This is a genomic window from Microbacterium sp. NPDC055988 (assembly GCF_042269505.1).
GTDB lineage: Bacteria > Actinomycetota > Actinomycetes > Actinomycetales > Microbacteriaceae > Microbacterium.
The window spans coordinates 2,627,073-2,645,788 of sequence record NZ_JBHJXY010000001.1 but is presented as its reverse complement, the minus strand read 5'-3'; the positions used below and the strand labels follow the sequence as shown (position 1 = coordinate 2,645,788).

16 protein-coding genes are annotated in these 18,716 nt (G+C 68.5%); 9 read left to right on the top strand and 7 right to left on the bottom strand.

Annotated features, from left to right (window positions below; translation table 11 throughout):
- Positions 1–124: 124 nt before the first annotated feature.
- From ACFC14_RS12620 to ACFC14_RS12595, 6 genes are all read left to right on the top strand, one after another.
- Positions 125–958 carry a mechanosensitive ion channel family protein gene (locus ACFC14_RS12620; protein WP_376104925.1) on the top strand — a complete coding sequence of 278 codons (834 nt, stop codon included), beginning with the start codon at positions 125–127 and terminating at the stop codon, positions 956–958.
- Between the two features lie 71 nt (positions 959–1,029).
- Positions 1,030–2,190, top strand: a complete 1,161-nt coding sequence (locus tag ACFC14_RS12615) for an AI-2E family transporter (RefSeq protein ID WP_376104923.1) — start codon at positions 1,030–1,032, stop codon at positions 2,188–2,190.
- A 118-nt stretch (positions 2,191–2,308) separates the two neighbouring features.
- A complete protein-coding gene (locus ACFC14_RS12610) occupies positions 2,309–3,988 on the top strand; it encodes a SulP family inorganic anion transporter (RefSeq protein ID WP_376104920.1) in 1,680 nt (559 codons plus the stop codon).
- On the top strand, positions 3,988–4,659 hold the full coding sequence (locus ACFC14_RS12605) for a GAP family protein (protein WP_376104918.1): 672 nt from the start codon (positions 3,988–3,990) through the stop codon (positions 4,657–4,659). Before ACFC14_RS12610 ends, ACFC14_RS12605 begins: the two co-directional genes overlap by 1 nt.
- Before the next feature lie 35 nt (positions 4,660–4,694).
- Positions 4,695–5,411 (top strand): GAP family protein, encoded by a 717-nt coding sequence (locus ACFC14_RS12600; RefSeq protein WP_376104915.1) that lies wholly within the window; start codon positions 4,695–4,697, stop codon positions 5,409–5,411.
- Between the two features lie 148 nt (positions 5,412–5,559).
- Entirely contained in the window at positions 5,560–7,902 is a 2,343-nt protein-coding gene (locus ACFC14_RS12595) for an arylsulfatase (protein WP_376104912.1), read from the top strand.
- Between the two features lie 26 nt (positions 7,903–7,928).
- Here the strand turns inward: ACFC14_RS12595 and ACFC14_RS12590 are convergent, their stop codons facing one another.
- From ACFC14_RS12590 to ACFC14_RS12580, 3 genes are all read right to left on the bottom strand, one after another.
- Positions 7,929–10,520, bottom strand: a complete 2,592-nt coding sequence (locus ACFC14_RS12590) for a LuxR C-terminal-related transcriptional regulator (protein ID WP_376104909.1) — start codon at positions 10,518–10,520, stop codon at positions 7,929–7,931.
- A 98-nt stretch (positions 10,521–10,618) separates the two neighbouring features.
- Positions 10,619–11,599, bottom strand: a complete 981-nt coding sequence (locus ACFC14_RS12585; protein ID WP_376104907.1) for an FUSC family protein — start codon at positions 11,597–11,599, stop codon at positions 10,619–10,621.
- Between the two features lie 124 nt (positions 11,600–11,723).
- Positions 11,724–13,397: a SulP family inorganic anion transporter gene (locus ACFC14_RS12580; RefSeq protein ID WP_376104905.1), complete on the bottom strand. Its 1,674-nt coding sequence runs from the start codon at positions 13,395–13,397 to the stop codon at positions 11,724–11,726.
- A 168-nt stretch (positions 13,398–13,565) separates the two neighbouring features.
- Between ACFC14_RS12580 and ACFC14_RS12575 the strand changes: the two genes are divergently transcribed.
- Genes ACFC14_RS12575 through ACFC14_RS12565 form a run of 3 tightly spaced genes read left to right on the top strand, consistent with a single transcriptional unit; the run spans position 13,566 to position 15,493 of the window.
- Positions 13,566–14,033, top strand: a complete 468-nt coding sequence (locus ACFC14_RS12575) for a MarR family winged helix-turn-helix transcriptional regulator (RefSeq protein ID WP_376104902.1) — start codon at positions 13,566–13,568, stop codon at positions 14,031–14,033.
- 25 nt (positions 14,034–14,058) lie between these two features.
- Entirely contained in the window at positions 14,059–15,036 is a 978-nt protein-coding gene (locus tag ACFC14_RS12570; protein ID WP_376104900.1) for a zinc-binding dehydrogenase, read from the top strand.
- 55 nt (positions 15,037–15,091) lie between these two features.
- Positions 15,092–15,493 (top strand): RidA family protein, encoded by a 402-nt coding sequence (locus ACFC14_RS12565; protein WP_376104898.1) that lies wholly within the window; start codon positions 15,092–15,094, stop codon positions 15,491–15,493.
- 34 nt (positions 15,494–15,527) lie between these two features.
- Here the strand turns inward: ACFC14_RS12565 and ACFC14_RS12560 are convergent, their stop codons facing one another.
- From ACFC14_RS12560 to trmB, 4 genes are all read right to left on the bottom strand, one after another.
- Positions 15,528–16,604 (bottom strand): DNA polymerase IV, encoded by a 1,077-nt coding sequence (locus ACFC14_RS12560; protein ID WP_376104896.1) that lies wholly within the window; start codon positions 16,602–16,604, stop codon positions 15,528–15,530.
- A gap of 64 nt (positions 16,605–16,668) precedes the next feature.
- Complete coding sequence (locus ACFC14_RS12555; RefSeq protein ID WP_376104893.1) at positions 16,669–17,061, bottom strand: DUF1304 domain-containing protein; 393 nt, start codon at positions 17,059–17,061, stop codon at positions 16,669–16,671.
- 12 nt (positions 17,062–17,073) lie between these two features.
- Positions 17,074–17,964 (bottom strand): CPBP family intramembrane glutamic endopeptidase, encoded by an 891-nt coding sequence (locus ACFC14_RS12550; protein ID WP_376104890.1) that lies wholly within the window; start codon positions 17,962–17,964, stop codon positions 17,074–17,076.
- Positions 17,961–18,686 carry a tRNA (guanosine(46)-N7)-methyltransferase TrmB gene (trmB, locus tag ACFC14_RS12545; RefSeq protein WP_376104887.1) on the bottom strand — a complete coding sequence of 242 codons (726 nt, stop codon included), beginning with the start codon at positions 18,684–18,686 and terminating at the stop codon, positions 17,961–17,963. The genes ACFC14_RS12550 and trmB overlap by 4 nt, the downstream gene beginning before the upstream one ends.
- Between the last annotated feature and the right edge of the window lie 30 nt (positions 18,687–18,716).

Sequence of the window (18,716 nt, the reverse complement as noted above, 5' to 3'; positions counted from 1 at the left end):
ACGATGCCTGTCGCGTGGAGGTCACCCGTGCGGGGTGACCTCCCGGAGCGCCGGGGAGCCGCGCGGCCCATCCTGGTCGTATGAGGCGGACGAGCCGAAGGCTGCCCCCGAGGGGCCGAGGATCATGACGCTGGGCGACCTGTTCCCCGACGGGCTGTCGGCCTGGCAGATCGTGCTCGCGATCGTGTCGGTGCTCATCGGCTGGCTGCTGTCGCGCTTCGCCCGCAAGGGCGTGCTCAAACTGGCGGCTCGGACGCCCGGGATCTCCGACTCGGTGTCGCAGTTGGCCGCCCGTTTCACGCAGTACGCCCTCCTCCTGGTCGGTATCGGCGTCGGGCTGGCGTTCCTCGGGGCGAACGTGCAGCCGCTCTTGGCGATGACGGCGATCGCGGTGGTCGTGCTGATCCTGGTGCTGCGCGGCGTCGCGGACAATTTCGCCGCCGGCGTGCTCATCCAATCCCGCCAATCGGTGAAGATCGGCGAGGAGATCGGGATAGAAGGCCCGGACGGCGTGATCCGCGGGACTGTGCAGGAGCTCAACGGACGTTCCGTGATCCTCACCACCGTCGACGGCCTCACGGTGCACGTGCCGAACGCCGCGCTCCTCACCGGGGTCCTGGTGAACGACTCCCGTCATGGCGCGCGTCGGAGCGACGTCGACATCCGCATCGCGCGATCGGCCGAACTCGACCTGGACGACGTGATCACGGCCATCACCGCCGCGGCGGGCGACGTCGACGGCGTGCACGCGCGCGAGCATCCGAACGTACGAATCGCCGCGATCTCGCCCGAGCGGTGGGCGCTGACGCTCCAGATCTGGCATCACCCGTTGCACGGCAGCGCCGTGATCTCGGGCACGGTGCGTGGCGTCGCGGAGGCTCTCGAGACGGCAGGAGTGCGTGCCGTGGTCGTGTCGGAGCAGGGGCCCCCTCCCCTCGTCCCGCCGGAGCCGTTCTGAGCGCCCGGGCCGCCGGTGCGCCGTCCGCGAGGCGACCGGACTCCCGTCCAGCCGCGGGCTACGCTGGCCGCGTGACCCCCTCGCCTGCGCCCGAGCGCACCACCGACCGCTCGCTCTCCCCCAGCCTGCGGGTGCTCCTCGTGCTCGCCGCGAGCGTGCTGACGCTGGCCGGCGTGTACTTCGCACGGGATCTCTTCGGTCCGATCGCGCTGGCGATCGTGATCGTGATCATCTGCGAGCCACTCCGACGCCCACTCGATCGCCGCGGCTGGCCGCAGTGGGCCAGCACCACCGCCGTCATCGTCGTCGCCTATCTGATCCTGCTGTCGATGGGCGCTCTGCTCTGGCTCGCCGGCACGCAGTTCGCGCGGCTCATCGGCGACCTGGTGTCTCAGGGCGGTCTCGAGAACACCGCCACCGAGCTGGTGGGATGGCTGCAGACGCTCGGACTGGACGAAGAGGCCTCGGATGCCGCTACCTCGATCCTCGATCCGGAGACGCTGCTCGGTGTCGCGCGAAGCGTGGGAGGCACCGTCCTCAGCGTCGCGACCGCCCTGTTCTTCGTCTGCGCCTACATCATCTTCATGGCGATCGACGCGGCGCGCTATCGTCAGGCCCCCGCCCTCTTCGGCGCGACAAAGGGACCGGTTCTGGCGAGGATCGCACATCTCAACTCGGGCATCCGCCGGTACTACATCGTCAATGCCACCTTCGGGGCGATCGTCGCCGTCGTCGACGGCCTGGCCCTGTGGTGGATGGGCATCCCGGCTCCGGTCGTGTGGGCGATCCTGGCCTTCGTCACGAACTTCATCCCGAACGTCGGCTTCGTCATCGGGCTCGTCCCCCCGGCGATCCTCGCCTTCGTGGTCGGGGGCTGGCCGCTTCTGCTCGGTGTCATCGCCGTCTACAGCATCGTGAACGTGGTGCTCCAGGTGCTCGTGCAGCCGAAGTTCGTCAGTGATGCCGTGGACCTCAGCCTCACCCTGAGCTTCTTCTCCGTGATCTTCTGGACGTTCATCATCGGCCCGCTCGGTGCGATCCTCTCCATTCCGCTCACGCTGCTCACCCGCGCTCTCGTCTTCGAAGGAGACCCCGAGGCGACGTGGCTGCGCTGGCTCTCGGGTGACCGCACCGCGGTGCCGCCCGAGCCCGAGCCCGATCCTGTGCCGGTGACCGGCGGCCGCGGCTTCCTGCGGCGTCGTGGAAGCCGAGCTCCCGAGGCGCAGGGCTGATCATGGCGACCGTAAATCACCCGGGGGAGGTTGCGATCCAGACGTGGTCGCCGGATCCGCCTCGGTGGGATCGTGGACGTCGACGCGCTCGGCCGGGGCGCGCCCGAAGGGAGAAGACGTGCAACGTCCGCTCGCGGGGCTGACCAGGCGCAACTTCGTCACGGAGTTGACCGCCGGCGTCACGCTGCTCGCCATCGCCATCCCCCTCAACATCGGCTACGCGCAGATCGCGGGGCTCCCGCCCACCGCAGGTCTCTACGCCCTCATCGTCCCGACCATCGTGTATGCGCTGGTCGTGTCCTCCCGGCAGTTGGTCGCATCCCCCGACGCCGCCGCGGCCGCACTGGTCGCGTCCTCGATCGGTGGACTCGCCGCGGCCGGCAGTGCCGACTACGCAACGCTCGCGCTCGCGCAGGCGATCATCTGCGGCGGCATGTTCGTACTCCTGGCCGTGTTCAAGCTCGGATTCCTGGCGAACTTCCTCTCCAAGCCGATCCTGGTCGGATTCGTCGGCGGCCTCGCGCTGGACATCATGGTCAGCCAGGTCGCCAAGATGCTCGGCGTCAAGATCGACTCCGGCAAGGAGTTCACGGGCAAGGTCGCCGACCTCATCGGAGGCATCACCACCCTCAACGGCTGGGCTGTCCTGATCTCGGCCTGCTCGGTGGCCGTCCTGCTGCTGGGGCGCCGCTACCTCCGCGCCGTCCCCTGGGCGCTGATCGTGCTCGTGGCGACGACACTCGTGGTCGTGCTGACGGGACTCGACCAACGTGGTGTCGACGTTCTGGGTGAGGTTCCGGCGGGCCCGCCCGTGCTCACCTGGCCGATGATCGACTGGACGCTCTGGCTCGCGCTGGTGCCGTCCGCGATCGCACTGACGCTGGTCACCACCGCGGAAGGGCTCCTGGTCTCGCGCTCGTACTCCGAGAAGCACGGCTACCCGTTCCATGCGAACCGCGATCTCTTCGCGTTCGGCATCGCCAACGTCGCCGCGGGAGCCCAGGGCAGCTTCGCCGTCGGATCATCGACCTCGCGAACGGCGGCAATGGATCAGGCGGGATCGCGCACGCAGTTCCCGGCCCTGATCCTCGCAGCCGGAACACTCCTGCTGCTCCTGTTCGGCACCGCGCTGCTGGCAGACATCCCGTCGCCCGCCATCGGCGCGATCGTCGGGGTGGCGATCATCCCCCTGCTCGGGATCCGCGACTTCATCGATCTGTGGCGAAAGGATCGGTTCGAGTTCCTCATCGGGGCCACCTGCTTCCTGGTCACCCTCTTCGTCGGTTCCATCCCCGGCATCCTGGTCGCGTTCGTGCTCGCGCTCATCAACATCGCGCGCCGCGCCTCGAATCCCGCCATCGACGTCCTCGAATCCAGCGGCGATCCGGGCGAGTCGCTGCTGGAGGACGCACCCGCAGGAACCGTGACCGCACCAGGCGTGATCGTCATCCGCCTAGCCGCTCCGCTGTTCTTCGCCAACGGGGCCGTGTTCTCGACGGCGGTCAAGGACGCGATCCGTTCGGCCGGTGAGGGATCCGTCCAGCACCTCGTGGTCGACATGGAGGCCGTGACCGACGTCGACGTCACCGGGGCGGAGTCGTTCGACTCGCTCAAGAAGTGGCTCGCCGCCGGCTCTATCTCGCTCGCGTTCAGTCGAGTCCGGCCGAATACGCTGCACCGACTCACGGGGCTCGGTCTGCTCGAGTCGGAGCAGGTCTATGCGACCAATCGCGCAGCGATCAGCGACCTCACCCGAACGACCTCGGGATCACAGCGTTCAGAGAGAGAAGGCCACTGATGGGAACCGTCGTCGGAGACATTCTTCCGCTCGCTCTCGGCGTCGCGATCAGCCCGATACCGATCATCGCCGCGATCCTGATGCTGCTCTCACCCAAAGCACGGGTGACGAGCGTCGGCTTCCTCCTCGGCTGGGTCGTCGGGATCGTGGTCGCGGTCACGGTGTTCACGTTGCTGTCGTCGATCCTGCCGGATGACGATCCCGATGTCTCCCACCCGATCCGCGGCGTGGTGCAGCTCGTCCTCGGCCTGCTGCTTTTCCTCCTCGCGTTCGGACAGTGGCGCAAGCGGCCGAAGGCAGGGGAAGAGGCCGCCCTCCCGAAGTGGATGAAGGCCATCGACACGATCACCTTCCCGGTCGCGCTCGGACTCGGCTTCCTGCTGTCTGCGGTCAACCCGAAGAACCTGATCATGGCGGCGGGCGCCGGCACCGACATCGGCGCGGCATCGCTTCCTGCCGGATCCGTCGTCGTGGTGATCGTCATCTACACACTCATCGCCGCGTCGACCGTGCTGGTCCCTGTCATCGGATACCTCATCGCCGCCGACCGCCTTCGCGGTCCGCTCGACGCCCTCCGCGGCTGGCTCGCCACCGAGAACGCCGTCATCATGGCCGTCCTGCTGCTGGTGATCGGTGTCTCGATGCTCGGCAAGGGCATCGGGAGCTTCTAGGGCCGGACCGGGGAACCAGAAGGAGGAACGAGGATATGGGCGAGCTGATCCTGGACCTCGTTCCCGTCGCTCTCGGCGTGGTGCTGAGTCCGCTCGCCATCATGGCGCTCGTCGCCGTCCTGCTCTCGCGGAATGCCCGCGCCAACGGGATCGCGTATCTGTTCGGCTGGTTCCTCGGGCTCGCCGGCCTCATGGCCTTGTTCCTCTGGCTGTTCCCTGTGCTGGAGGTGCATCAACGCGGGGAGCCGCCCCTGTGGGTCCCCCTCGTGCGTCTGCTCGTCGGCCTCTTCCTGGTGGTCGCTGCCGTCTGGGTGTATCGGAAGGGCCGCGCACACGTCCAGCGGATGGCGGCGGCTTCGACCCCGCGCGATGTCGTCGCCGCGTCGCCCCAGCTGCCCGGCTGGCTGCACTCGGTCGAGTCGTTCCGCCCTGGGCGCACGTTCCTCCTCGGCATCGGGCTCTTCGTGCTCAACCCGGTCGACGCGTCGTGCGCCATCCTCGCCGCCCTGGACATCACCCTGTCCGACGTGGATGCGGCCGCGGGGCTCTGGATCGCTGCGGCGTTCGTCGTGGTGGGCACTCTCCCGATCGCGCTTCCGGTGGTGTACGTCGTCGTGCGCGGCCGCGATGCTGAGCCGCTGCTCGACCGGGTACGAGCGTGGATCGCCGGAAACACGCACGTCCTCAATGCGGCCCTGCTCCTCGTGATCGGCGCTCTCCAGCTGCAGAAGGCACTCGCGGGTCTGCTCTGAGTGACCGACGTCGCCCCTCCGACGAGACCCCTTGCCGCGAAGCATCGGGGATCACCCGGATGAACGTCGCACTCCCCCGGTGACAGCAGTCATCGCGCCGCAGTACTGTGCGGATAGACATCGTTCCGACAGGTGAAGGGAACCGGCAATGGCTCGCGACTTCCAGGGCAAGATCGAACTCGACGTGCGCGACTCGGTCGCGGATTGGGACGCCTACCGGGCGTCGACACCACCGGCCGGGGCACCGAACGTGCTGGTCGTGCTCTACGACGACACGGGCATGGCGGCGTGGTCGCCGTACGGTGGGCGGATCAGTATGCCCACCATGGATCGGCTCGCGCAGAACGGCCTCACCTACTCGCAGTGGCACACGACGGCACTGTGTTCGCCGACGCGGTCGACATTCCTGACCGGACGAAACCATCACCTCAACGGCTTCGCCACGATCTCCGAATCCTCCACCGGGTTCCCGGGCTACAACTCCCACATCCCCGATTCGAACGTGACCATGGCGCACGTGCTGCGCGACGCCGGATGGTCGACGTTCTGGGTCGGCAAGAACCACAACGTGCCGATCGACGAATGGACGGCAGGCGCCTCGAAGAAGCACTGGCCGCTGGCGCAGGGCTACGACCGGTTCTACGGGTTCATCGGCGGAGAAACCAACAACTGGTACCCGTCGTTGGCCGAGGACAACCACTACATCGATCAGCCGTACCTCCCCGAGCAGGGCTATCACCTGTCGAAGGATCTCGCCGACCAGGCGCTCACGATGATCCGCGACGTCAAGCAGACTGAGCCGGACAAGCCGTGGTACCTCTGGTTCTGCCCGGGCGCGAATCACGCGCCCCACCACGCCCCGCAGGAGTACATCGACAAGTACAAGGGCCAGTTCGACGACGGCTACGAGGCATACCGCGACTGGGTGCTGGGCCGGATGATCGAGAAGGGGATCGTCCCGGCGGACACCGACCTGACGGCGCTGAATCCGATGCCCGACGGCACGTTCAACCCGACGGACGAGGTGCGCCCCTGGGACTCGCTGAACGCCGAGGAGAAGGCGATGTTCTCCCGTATGGCCGAGGTCTATGCAGGCTTCAGCGAGTACACCGATTCGCAGGTCGGACGCATCGTCGACTACCTCGAGGAATCGGGCCAGCTCGACAACACGCTCATCCTCTACTGCGCCGACAACGGCGCCTCGGGTGAGGGCAGCCCGAACGGCTCTGTCAACGAAGGCAAGATCTTCGGCGGCTACCCGGACGACGAGGCGGAGAACCTGCGCCTCGTCGACAAGCTCGGCTCGCCCGACACCTACAACCACTATCCGACGGGGTGGGCGGCGGCGTTCTCCACGCCCTACAAGATGTTCAAGCGCTACACCTATCAGGGCGGCGTCTGCGACCCGCTCGTGATCCACTGGCCCGCGGGGATGAAGGCGCGCGGCGAAGTGCGTCACCAGTACCACCACTCGACCGACATCGTTCCGACGATCCTCGAGGCCTGCGGGGTGGAGTTCCCCGACGTCTACAACGGCGTCGCACAGACCCCTCTCTCCGGTGTGTCGATGGCGTACTCCTTCGACGCCGAACCGGAAGGTCCGACCGAGAAGAAGACGCAGTACTACGAGATGCTCGGTCAGCGCGGCATCTGGCATGAGGGTTGGAAGGCCGTCGCCGTCCACGGGCCCATGAGCGGCGTCAGCAACTTCGACCAGGACGAGTGGGAGCTCTATCACACGGACGTCGACCGAGCTGAAGCGAAGAACCTCGCCGAGGAGCATCCCGACAAGCTCGAAGAGCTCAAGGCACTCTGGATGGAGGAGGCGAAGGCCAACAACGTGCTTCCGCTGAACGACCTGCAGATCATCGGCAACCCGAAGGACTTCGAGACGTTCGTCGGCATGGAGTTCCACCAGCCCGCACCGCCTTCGGGACAGTTCGTCTACTACCCGGGCACGAGCGAGGTACCCGAGCGGTCCGCCGCGAACACGCACGGCGTCTCGTACAAGATCGCCGCCGAGGTCGAGTTCACCCCCGAGACGGAGGGCGTCATCTTCGCCCACGGTTCCCGGTTCGGCGGGCACGCGCTCGTCGTGAAGGACGGCCAGGTGCATTACGTGTACAACTTCCTCGGCATCCCGCCCGAAGACCGCGTCTCGGCCCCGGTGCCGACCTCGGGCACGCACATCATCGGCGTCGAGTTCACAAAGGAGGGCATGGGCGAGCACCGTGAGGGCGTCGGTCCGGTGAAGCTGTACATCGACGACCAGGTGGTCGGCGAAAAGCGCATCCGCACGGTCCTCGGCCACTTCTCACTCTGTGGCGAGGGACTGACGATCGGTCGGGACAGTGCCGACCCCGTCTCGTCCCTGTACGGCTACGGGTTCGACTTCGCCGGCGGTGAGATCACGAAGGTCGTGTTCGACATCGCCGACGACGCCTACCTCGACCTCGAAGCGCACCTGGCGGCGGCACTGGCGCGCGACTGATCACCTGCCCACGGCGGCCGCGAGCGCTACTCGATCCCGAGTGCGTGAGCGGCCGCCGTCACGCTGTCCCGGTCCGAGACGCCGAGCTTGCGGTAGATGTTCCGCACGTGCGTCTTGACGGTGTTCGGGGAGATGAACTCCTGCTGAGCGATCTGACGCAGCGTCGCGTTACGGCTCAACGCCAGCAGCACGATGCGCTCGCGGTGCGTGAGCTGCTCGTCCACGAGCAGCCCCGCCGCGACGAGTCGCTCCCGGACGGTGTCGGCGAAGCGGGTCCGGGTTCCGGCGGTAGCCCGTGCGCCCAGGAGCCGGAGCACAGCCTGATCGGCTGCCGCGATGCGCCGGACGTGTTCCTCCGGTTCGGCCAGCGACAGCGCCAGCGAGAGCGAGGCCTGAGCCCTCTCGGAGTCACCGCCGTGCACATCGAGCGCGGCCGCCACCAGCCAGGCGTCCACCAGGGATGCCGGCAGCGCACACGTCGTCGAGCCGTCGAGAACGGGGGCGAGAGTCTCGCGCGCCTCGGCGTGCCGATGGTCGTGCAGGGCCGCGATCGCGCGGAGGACGACCACCTCGCCACTCGTGCCGAGCGCCCGCTCGGTGTCGGCGATGAACTGATCCCGGAGATTCGGCTCGCCCAGCCGGTCGAACGCGTGCACGGCGAACACGCCCACCATCGCATACCAGTGCGGAGGAAGCGGCATGTCATCGCGAGGGACGAGCGTCTCGAGCAGCATGCTGGCGGCCGCGCGCGCATCCGCGGCGCCGTCGGTGTCGAGCAGCGCCACCAGCCCGCTCAGCCCCCTCGAGATCGCGGGTTCGGAACCCGAGTCGATGATCGCCGCTGCTGCGCGCATCGTCTGCTCCGCGTCGATCGCCTGCAGGCGTTCATACGGCACCCAGCACCGCCACACTCTCGTCACCTCGTAGAAGGCGTCGTCGGGCTCACCGAGTTCGCGCCACCTCGCGTCCAGTCGCGACCCGGCGGCGAGGACGTCGCGCATCCTGCCCCGGAAGAGAGCGCTGGTGTTCAGGACGGCGGACGCCTGGAGTTCTGCCGCGACCGCTCCGACCGCGCGAGCTTGATCTGCGGCCGTCCGTGCATAGCGCTCTGCGCGGTCGAGGTGACCGACGTACAGCTCCCCCATCGCCGCTTGCAGGAATGCGTAGGTGTCGAGCTGCGACTCCCCGGTGACGGTGTCGAACGCGCGTCCGAGTCGGTCGAGGGCCTGAGCGATGCCTCCGCGGCGCACGGCGGTGTGCAGATCGAGGCCGGTCAGCCACTGACGACTCACGGCCGATCCGTCTTCGTCGCGCAGCGTCGCGAGGACGGTGGCGGCGGCGGAGGCATCGCCCCGCGCGAGCTCCGCTGCCGCGATCAGCATCTGCACCGCGGGATCCGCTCGCAGCGGAGCGGGCATCACCCTGATCGCCTCCGTCACCTCGCACGCATGACCCGTCAGGATCAGCTGCATCCCGCACCGACGCAGGATCACGGCCATGCACGCCGGATCAGAACTCTGCGCGGCGTGTCGCAGGGCTGGGAGATGCGCCTCCTGTTCGGCGAACCACTCGGCGGCGTCCTTCTCGAGACGCTCGACGATCGCGCGCCCCCGATCCCGCAGGCGTGCGGCGAGGAACTCCCGCAGCAGCGGGTGATAGTGGTACCAGACCGGGTCCGTGCCGCGCCTGCCCATCAGCACGCAGAGCTGGATGAGTCTCTCGACGAGGGCGGCGGCGGGAACACCGGGCGACAGTCGGTAGGCGAGGTCGAGCGAGAACGCCTCCGGGACAGAGGTGAAGAGAAGGAACTCCGTCAACTCCTCGTCCAGATCGCCGAAGACCTCCTCGAGGAAGTAGTCGACAAGCGCAGGGGCGTCCCCGCGGAGCGGGGCGTCCGTGGTGTCGCGGTGCTCCAGCCCGGCGAGCACCGCGAGACGGAGTCCCGCGGCCCATCCCTCGGTCCGGTGAAGAATCGTCGTGATCTCTCCCTGCGAGACGGTGATCCCGCTGGCACGGAAGAGAGACCGCACCTCTGCGGGGGTGAACGCCAGGTCGGCGTTGTCGAGCTCGAGCGCGATTCCGGCGATACGACGCCGCGCCACGCGGATCAGCCGGGTGCCGCGCCCGGAGAGGACGACATGCGCGTTGCCGGGGACCGCATGGACGAACGCCGACAGCATGTCGGCCAGCTCCGGACTCCCGATCAGGTGAACATCGTCGAACACGATCACGATCCTTCGGACGGTCGTTCGCAGCGCACGAGCGAGCGACCGAGCCGTGTCATCCGTCTCCGCCCGAGGGACCTTCGCGAGAGTCTCGCCGAGACGCCCGTCATCGATCCGTTCGAGAGCGGAACGAAGAAGCGAGAGATCGACGTCGTCCCGCTGGAACGAAAGCCACACCACCGCGGTGTCCGGTTCGCTCCCGATCGCCTCCGCCCACTGCGCGAGCAGCCTGGTCTTGCCCGCTCCGGCTGACGCGGTGACGAGCGTCAACGTCCACGGCTCGTCCATCGCGGCGGTCAGCCGGTCGAGCAGTCGTGGGCGCACCACGTCCTCTTCGACGATCTCGGGGACGAACGTCCTCGGTGCATCGTCGTCGCCGATGCTCTCCGTCATGGGAACCCCCCGGTCCAACGCTCGACGCCAGGTCAGCAGATATCCGCAGTATGGCACCGCGCCGATAGGGCCTCAAGCACTTCTGAGGGGACGAAGGTCTAGACCGTGGTCGACCTCCGTCGCCGGGCGAGCAGCGAAAGCAGAGACGGCACCACAGCGCCGAAGAAGAGTGCCAGCCCGACGCCGAGAAGCGTCTCCACTACCCGCTCGAGGAACCGTGCTCCCGGCGACCCCGTGGAGTTCACGAGGATGAAAGTCAGCGCGATGAACGTCGTGAATCCCGGAGCGACATACCAGCGGCTCTCCTGGGTCGCGCACAGGGCACCGACGACGACGCCGACCACGAGGCCGATCAGGAGATCTCCCGGCGCGAGGAGCGCGAAAGCGGCAGCGGCGAAGGCACCGACGAGCACCGAGATCGCACGCCCGATGCTGCGCGAGATGAGTTGCCCGCGCGCCGGACGCATCACCAGCAGCACCGCCGCCGTCGCCCAGCCGACGTGCTGCAGATCGAGGAGGAAGCCCACCGCGGCGGCGATCGCGGCCGCAGCGCCGAGCAGGAGCCCGTAGACCAGCATCGCCCGGCCTCGAGGCACAGGTGCTGCGGGCGGCGGCGGGTCATCTCGCTCCGGCCAGAACAGCGAGATGAGCCACGCGTACAGGGAGCCCACCACCATGCACGCCGCGAGTCCGAGAGCAGCCGGCGACCAGGGGAAGCTCAGGCCGATGCCGACCATCGGCAGGACGAGGATCAGTACGAGCTGGGCCAGTCGCCCGCGGACCGCATTGACGCACGCGAGAACGGCCGCGCCGAAGACTGCGACGACCGCGACGGCGGGGACGGTGGCGAGCACTGAACCCACGAGCAGCCCGACCGCACTGAGACCGCCGACGAGGAGGATGACCGCGCGACTGTGTCGCCGCGGCGGAAGCCGGAACGCCGCCGCGGGAAGCACACCGACGGCGAGGGCGAGACCGAGCGTCGAACTGAAGGGAGCGACGGCCATGGCGGGCAGGGCGAAGGCGATGCCGAGACCGAATCTCGCCCACCGCCAGGTCAGGCCGACCCGGTCGTCCACCCTGACCGCCTCGCCGACGTCATCCGAAGGCCTGTTCGCATGCCCGTCCCCCTGTTCGCCCATGTCGACGGCGGCCTGCGCCGCGCACCCTCGCGGCTCAGCCTAGGCACCCCGTGACCAGCCGTCAGCGCGCTTCGTCGACTTCACCAGGGTGAACGGCGCCTCCCGGCGCTTCTGCGCGGCGGGCGGCGACGGCCACATCCATCCCTTCCCGAACCGTGTCATGCACGCGGCCGGCGGACCGCAGGGCGGTGAACCACGCCGTGCGCCCGGCGACTTCTGCCGCCGGGGCAGGGAGAGCCGCCAGGTGGAGCGTCGTGTTGCGCTGGGAGAGCTCGCGGTCGAGGTTCTCGAGCGCCTCGAGCACGGTGATCGTCATGACGTCCTGCTGCCTCATCCCGAGCACGAGGGCGGCGATCACCTCCTCCTCGCCGTCGACGATCTCGAGGAGCCTGCGCTCATTGACCAGCGCGTTCGCGGTGTACAGCCCTCGCTCCAGGTGGACGCCGAGCACCCCGCCGATCCGTCCCACCACGCGGATCTTCGGGATGTTCGCTTCACGCAACACGAGGATCAGCGTCACCACGACTCCGACGGCCACGGCCGACAGCAGTCCTGCTGTGAGTCCGATGATCGCGACCGACAGCGCGATCCAGAAGTCCATCCGACTGATGCGGGCCCAGCGCACCAGCTCCGGGATGTTGATGAGACCCGCGACCGCGACGAAGACCATAGCGGCCAGAGTGGCCTCCGGCATCAGGCTGAGCACCGGGCCGAGGAAGAGGGCGACGAGCACGGCGAGCGCGACCGTGACGACGGTTGCCAGCTGCGATCGCGCTCCAGCACTCTGGTTGACCGCGCTCTGCGAGAATCCTCCCGCCGCGGGCATGGTGCCGAAGAAGGCACCGATCGAGTTCGCCGCTCCGGTGGCGAGGAGCTCCTGATCACTGTCGATCTGCGGTTCGGCCGCGGTGCGAAGGCTCCGAGCGACCGCCGCGGACTCGAGGAACGCCATCACCGCGATCGCGAGGGCGCCGGGAACGAGCGCCGTCGCCTGCGTCAGGTCGGGCAATCCGGGAACGGGCAGGCCGCTCGGAACGGCGGCGATGAGGCCCACGCCGAGTCGGTCGATGCCGCCGAGCCAGACCAGGAGAATGCCCCCGACCACGACGACGAGGGTGCCGGGGGCCTTCGGCGCCCAGCGCTTCAGGACGACCAGCAGCACCACCGAGCCTGCCGACAGCGCGACTGTCGGCCAGTTGACACTGCCGAACGCCTCCCCGACGGCGGCCAACGATCGGAAGAACCCGTGCCCCGAGAAATTGTAGGTCTCGCCCAGCAGCTTCGGCAGCTGCCCGACGGCCACCGTCGCACCGACCCCGATCTTGAGTCCGAGAACGGTGGCGCCGCTGATGTTCTCGACGAGGGAGCCCAGCCGGCAGAGCCGGGCGAGGAGCAGGATCACCCCGACCAGCAGCGTCAGCATCATCAGTGAGCCGATCGCGTCCTCCGCGCCGGCGGCGATTCCGGCGGACACGAGGGTCGTCGCCGTGAGCGTAGCGATGGTGGAGGTGGTCGAGACACTCATAGCCCGACTGCCGCCGAGGAATGCGTAGACCACCATCGGCAGGATGCATGTGTACAGACCCACCTGAACCGGAAGATTGGCGATCGTCGCGTATGCCATCGCCTGCGGGATCACCACGGCACCGGCGGAGAGCCCGGCGATCACGTCTCGCACGATCCACTTGCTCCGGTAGCCCGCGAGTGTGCTGAACAGCCAGGTCGGTCTGGTCATTGCATTCCCCGCTTCCGAATGGTCGTCTGGCCGAGCGTACTGCGGGCGGGTCTCGCCGTGCGGCACATCTCACCCGGCCGGGGTGGCCGGTCGACCGCTCCTGAGCTCGACCGGTCTCGTGATCGAGATTAAATTGTGCACAACTGAATTGTGTGCGATACTCGACGGATGGTCATGACGGATGAGATGGTGTGCTTCTCGCTGTACTCCGCGTCGCGGGCGACCACGCAGGCGTACCGCGCCTTGTTGGCTCCCTGGGGGCTGACCTACCCGCAGTACCTGGTGCTGGCAGCACTGTGGATCGAAGGCGATCAGACGATCGGCTCGCTCGGCGCGCTGATGCACCTCGACTCCGGCACGCTCTCGCCCCTCGTCCGCCGACTGGAACAGGCCGGCCTCGTCACTCGGGTCCGCGGCGAGGCGGACGAACGGGTCGTGACTGTGCAGCTCACGGCGCACGGGAAGGCGCTTCGCACCGAAGTCGCCCCGATCCACAGCGCGGTCGCCGAAGCCGCCGGGCTGAGCGACGACGAGCGTCGCCGCGAGCTCATCAGCGAACTGCACGACATCACCGAACGGCTCCAGCGCCTCACAGCCGACCTCGCCGCGCCAGCACCCGCGGACGACACCCCCTGAATCCCTCCACCCGCAAAGGAAACCCATGCGCGCACTCATCCACCCCACGTTCGGCGATCCCGAGCAGGTCCTCCGGATCGAAGACCGCCCCCTGCCGGAGCCCGGTGCCGGGCAGGTTCGTCTACGGACGATCCTCTCCCCCATCCACAACCACGATCTGTGGACCGTCCGCGGCACCTACGGCTTCCAGCCCGAGCTCCCCGCTGCGTCGGGCACCGAGGCGCTCGGTATCGTCGACGCCCTCGGCTCGGGCGTCGAGCACCTGACCGTCGGTCAGCGCGTCGCGACGGGTGGCACGTTCGGCGCGTGGTCGGAGTACTTCCTCGCGAACGCCGCCGGTCTGATCCCCGTGCCCGACGCGCTCTCCGATGAAGATGCCGCGCAGCTGGTCTCGATGCCGTTCAGCACCATCACCCTGCTGCGCTTCCTCGACGTGAAGCCGGGCGAATGGATCGTGCAGAACGCGGCGAACGGTGCCGTGGGCCGGATGCTCGCGCAGCTCGGCGCCGCGCGCGGCATCAACGTCGTCGGGCTCGTCCGCCGCACCGCGGGCGTCGACGAGCTCCGCACGCAGGGCATCGAGGGCGTCGTCGCCACGGATCAGGACGACTGGCGGGAGCAGGTCGCACGCGTCACCGGTGGCGCCCCGATCGTGGCGGGCGTCGACTCGGTCGGCGGCTCGTCGGCGGGCGACGTGCTCTCGCTCCTCGCCGAGGGCGGCACGCTCGTGGCCTTCGGAGCGATGGACTCCCCCGTCATGGAGATCGCCTCGTCCGACGTCATCTTCAAGCAGGCCACGGTCAAGGGCTTCTGGGGCAGCAAGGTGATGCCCAGCCTCGACCCCGGCACGCGGGGCGAGCTGTTCGGAGAGCTCGTCCAGCGCGTCACCGACGGCACCGTGACCCTTCCCGTGGCCGGCGTCTTCGACGCCGCCGACATCGGCGCGGCCGTGCAGGCGAGCAACACCGCCGGTCGCATCGGCAAGGTGCTCCTGCGCTTCTGATCCGCTCCTCGACACCGGGGTTCCGAACGTCGGAGCCCCGGTGCAGAGTATGGGCATGGAGATCACACTCGCCAGCCCTGAGGGCCTCGTCGTAAGCCCCGCATTCAGCCACGTCGCCGTCGTGCCCCCGGGCGCGACCACGATCTACGTCGGCGGCCAGAACGGCGTCGACTCCACCGGAGCGGTCGTCTCTGCCGATGCCGGCGAGCAATCGCTGCGCGCCGTCGAGAACGCCCGCATCGCCCTCGAGTCCGCCGGCGCAGGACTCGACGATGTGATCAGCTGGACGGTCTTGATCCATCAGGACGCCGACCTGCGCGCGGCCTACGGAGCCGTCGCCTCGAGGCTCGCGCGAGAAAGCGCACCGCCTCTGGTCACCGCAGCGATCGTGGCCGGTCTCGGAGTTCCCGGAGCGCTGATCGAGGTCAGCGCCGTAGCTGCCGTCATCCGCGAGTGATCTCTGCGCGCCGCCTCCGGCGCATCCGCCGGGCTCAGATCCTGCCGCGAACCGGCGTCCGCTCCGCAGCGTCGCCCTCGTCCGGCATCGTCATCTCGGCCCGCACGCCGAGGAGGCGAACCTCGCGCTCGGTATCGAGCGTCTCGGCGAGCGCGAGGGCAGCTGACACGAACTCCTCGCGATCGCTCGTCGGCCCGGAGAGTTTGCGGCCGAAGGTCTTCGTCTCGAAGGGGGCGTATCGCACTTTGAGGTGCGCCCGCACGACGGGCCTGCCTTCGGCGGCGCAGTCGTCGAAGGCCTGGACGGCCAGCTCCCGAACGGCGGAGGCGACCTGCTCGCTCGTCGTGAGGTTCTGCTGGTAGGTCGTCTCGCGGCTGTGGCTGCGGGCGACCCACGGAGTGTCGTCGACGACGCTCGGTCCGAGCCCTGAGCCGAGCCCGTGATACCAGACGCCCATCCGCGGGCCGAACTCCGCGATCAGCGTCTGTTCATCGGCGTCCGCGAGTTCACGGACCGTCTCTACCCCGTGCGCAGCCAGTCGCTTCTGCACCTTCGAGCCTACTCCCCAGAGATCGCGCGTCGGCTTGTCGCCCATGACCTCGAACCAGTTCTCCGCCGTCAGCCGGAAGACGCCCCGCGGCTTTCCGAACTCGGTCGCGATCTTCGCGCGCACCTTGTTGTCGCCGATGCCCACCGAGCAGTGCAGCTCGGTCGCGGCGAGCACGGCAGCCTGTGCCGCGCTCGCGACCCGTTCCGGGTCATCCGTCGTCACCCCGAGGAAGCACTCGTCCCACCCGATGACCTCGAGCACCACGTCGGGCAGTGACCGGAGCGCACCCATCACCTCCCCGGACGCGACCGCATAGGCCTCCTGGTCCACGGGCAGGAAGACGGCATTCTCCGGAGCTTTGCGCGCCGCGATCTTGAGCGGCATACCAGAGCCGATGCCGTACGCGCGGGCTTCGTAGGAGGCGGTCGACACGACGGCGCGCTCCGTGGGGTCACCGCGTCCGCCCACGATCACCGGGAGCCCGGCGAGCTCGGGTCTGCGCAGCACCTCTACCGCGGCGATGAACTGATCCATGTCCACGTGCAGCACCCAGTCGGCCATGCAACGAGTGTGACGGTTACGGACCCGGCTGTCACCCCGCGACGTGCATCTGGTCGGTCGGCGCTCAGCTGATCGCGACACCGATCGCTGTGCCCACGACGGCCAGCAGCGGGAGCGTCCCCTGCATCACGGCGGCGCGCGCCTTCGTGCGGTCCGAGAGGATCAGCACCAGTGCGGCGGCGAGCATCGTCGCGGTACCGGCGAACACGAGAGTCAGACCGACGGTCTCCGCTCCGACGATCACGAGGCCGATGCCGAGCAGGGTCGTCAGCGCCAGGAAGAGGTTGTAGAAGCCCTGGTTGAAGGCGAGCTGCTTCATGGTGACGGCATCCGCCTCGCTCGCGACGCCGAAGATCTTCCTCGTCTCCGGGTCGGTCCACCGCAGCGACTCGAGCGCGAAGATGAACACGTGGAACGCAGCGGCGGCTGCGGCGAGGACGAGACCGACGATGAGCATGTGCTGATTCTGTCAGACGAGGAAGATCGGCAGGAGGCCGGGGTTGTGCGCGTGCACGAGCACCGCGAACACCACGGCGTCGAACAGCAGATGCACAGTGACGACGTAGGCGAGCGAGTGGGTGCGCAGGAAGATGTAGCCCTGCAGCAGCGCGAACGGAATCGTCAGCAACGGACCCCACTCGCGGTATCCGAGCTCCCAGAGGAACGAGACGAACACGATCGCCTGCAGCAGGTTCGCGACCAGGTTCGGGAAGTGGCGTCGCAGCAGCGCGAACACCGTGCAGATGAAGAACAGCTCGTCCCAGATGCCCACGGCGCCCACGCCGACGAAGAGCCGGGCGATGAGCTCGGGAGTGTCCACCACCGGCCAGTTCTGGTACACCCCGCTGGTGATGAAGTAGAAGGGCAGGATCAGCCACCCCAGGATCAGCACCGCCACGAGCCACCCCCACTGCAGGCGACCCCAACGCCGGTGCGTGCGCCACGGGAAGCTGATGGCCCTGTCCCGGTAGACGAACCTCGAGATGACGTAGGGCACCGCGACCGCACCGCCCAGCGCGAGCGTGAATCGCAGCATCGCGAGGTTGTCGAGTTCGGCCGCCAGCGGGATGATGCTGACGATCAGCAGGCCCACGGCGATCAGCGAGAGGTCCCTCGTGAGCGATGGCGGTCGGTGCACGCCGATCACCTTGGCGGTCTCTCGCCGTGCCCCCATGCTGACGACCTGGTCCTCCACCGGACGGCCGCGTTCGAGCAACCAGGCGATCACGATTCCCAGCGCGAGCAGCACCCAGCCCAGCCAGGGGATCTCCAGCACGAAGAACGCCGGCGCGGCGGCGCACACGAGCAACGCGGGCACGATGCCGAGGCCCAGCGTGGTCTCGCGTCGAACCTCGGTCACGGGCGCGCCCTGCGCCGGTAGACCAGATCGCGGATGTCGCGTCCCTTCGCGATGCCCTTGCGCTCGAACGCGGTCATCACCCGGCCGTCGAAGCGCTCAGCCCATTCCCCGTCGAACGCACGCTCGAACAGCGGCTCGGCGTCGAGCACCTCACGCATCTGCAGCGCGTAGTCCTCCCAGTCCGTCGCGAGCCGCAGCAGACCGCCGTCCTTCAGAGCCCTCGCCGCGGTGTCGCCGAATCCAGGCCGCACCAGGCGTCTCTTGGTGTGCTTCTTCTTGTGCCACGGGTCGGGGAAGAAGATCCAGACCTCGCGCGCCGCGGCCTCGGGAAGGTACGACGAGAGCACCTCCGGTGCGTTCGCCTCGACGACTCGGATGTTTCGGGCGCCCTCCCTGTCGGCATCGAGCATCGTCCGGGCGAGGCCGGCGCGGAACACCTCGACGGCGAGGAAGTCGTCATCCGGACGGGAGGAGGCCGCCGCGACGATCGCGTGCCCCTGCCCAGAGCCGATCTCCACGTAGAGGTCGGAGGCACGGCCGTACTCGGTCGCCGGGTCGAGGCGGGCCTCCGGGTGCACCGAGGTCCAGGCGACGTCGCGCGGGACGTCGAGCAGATAGTGCGGGCCGAGCTCGGTGAAGGCGCGCTCCTGCGCCTCGGACATCCGGCCGCTGCGGCGTACGAACGACACCGGCTCGTCTCGGAAGGTGCGGGGTTCGGGCATGATTCCAGGGTAGTCGTCGGCGCCCCGCGC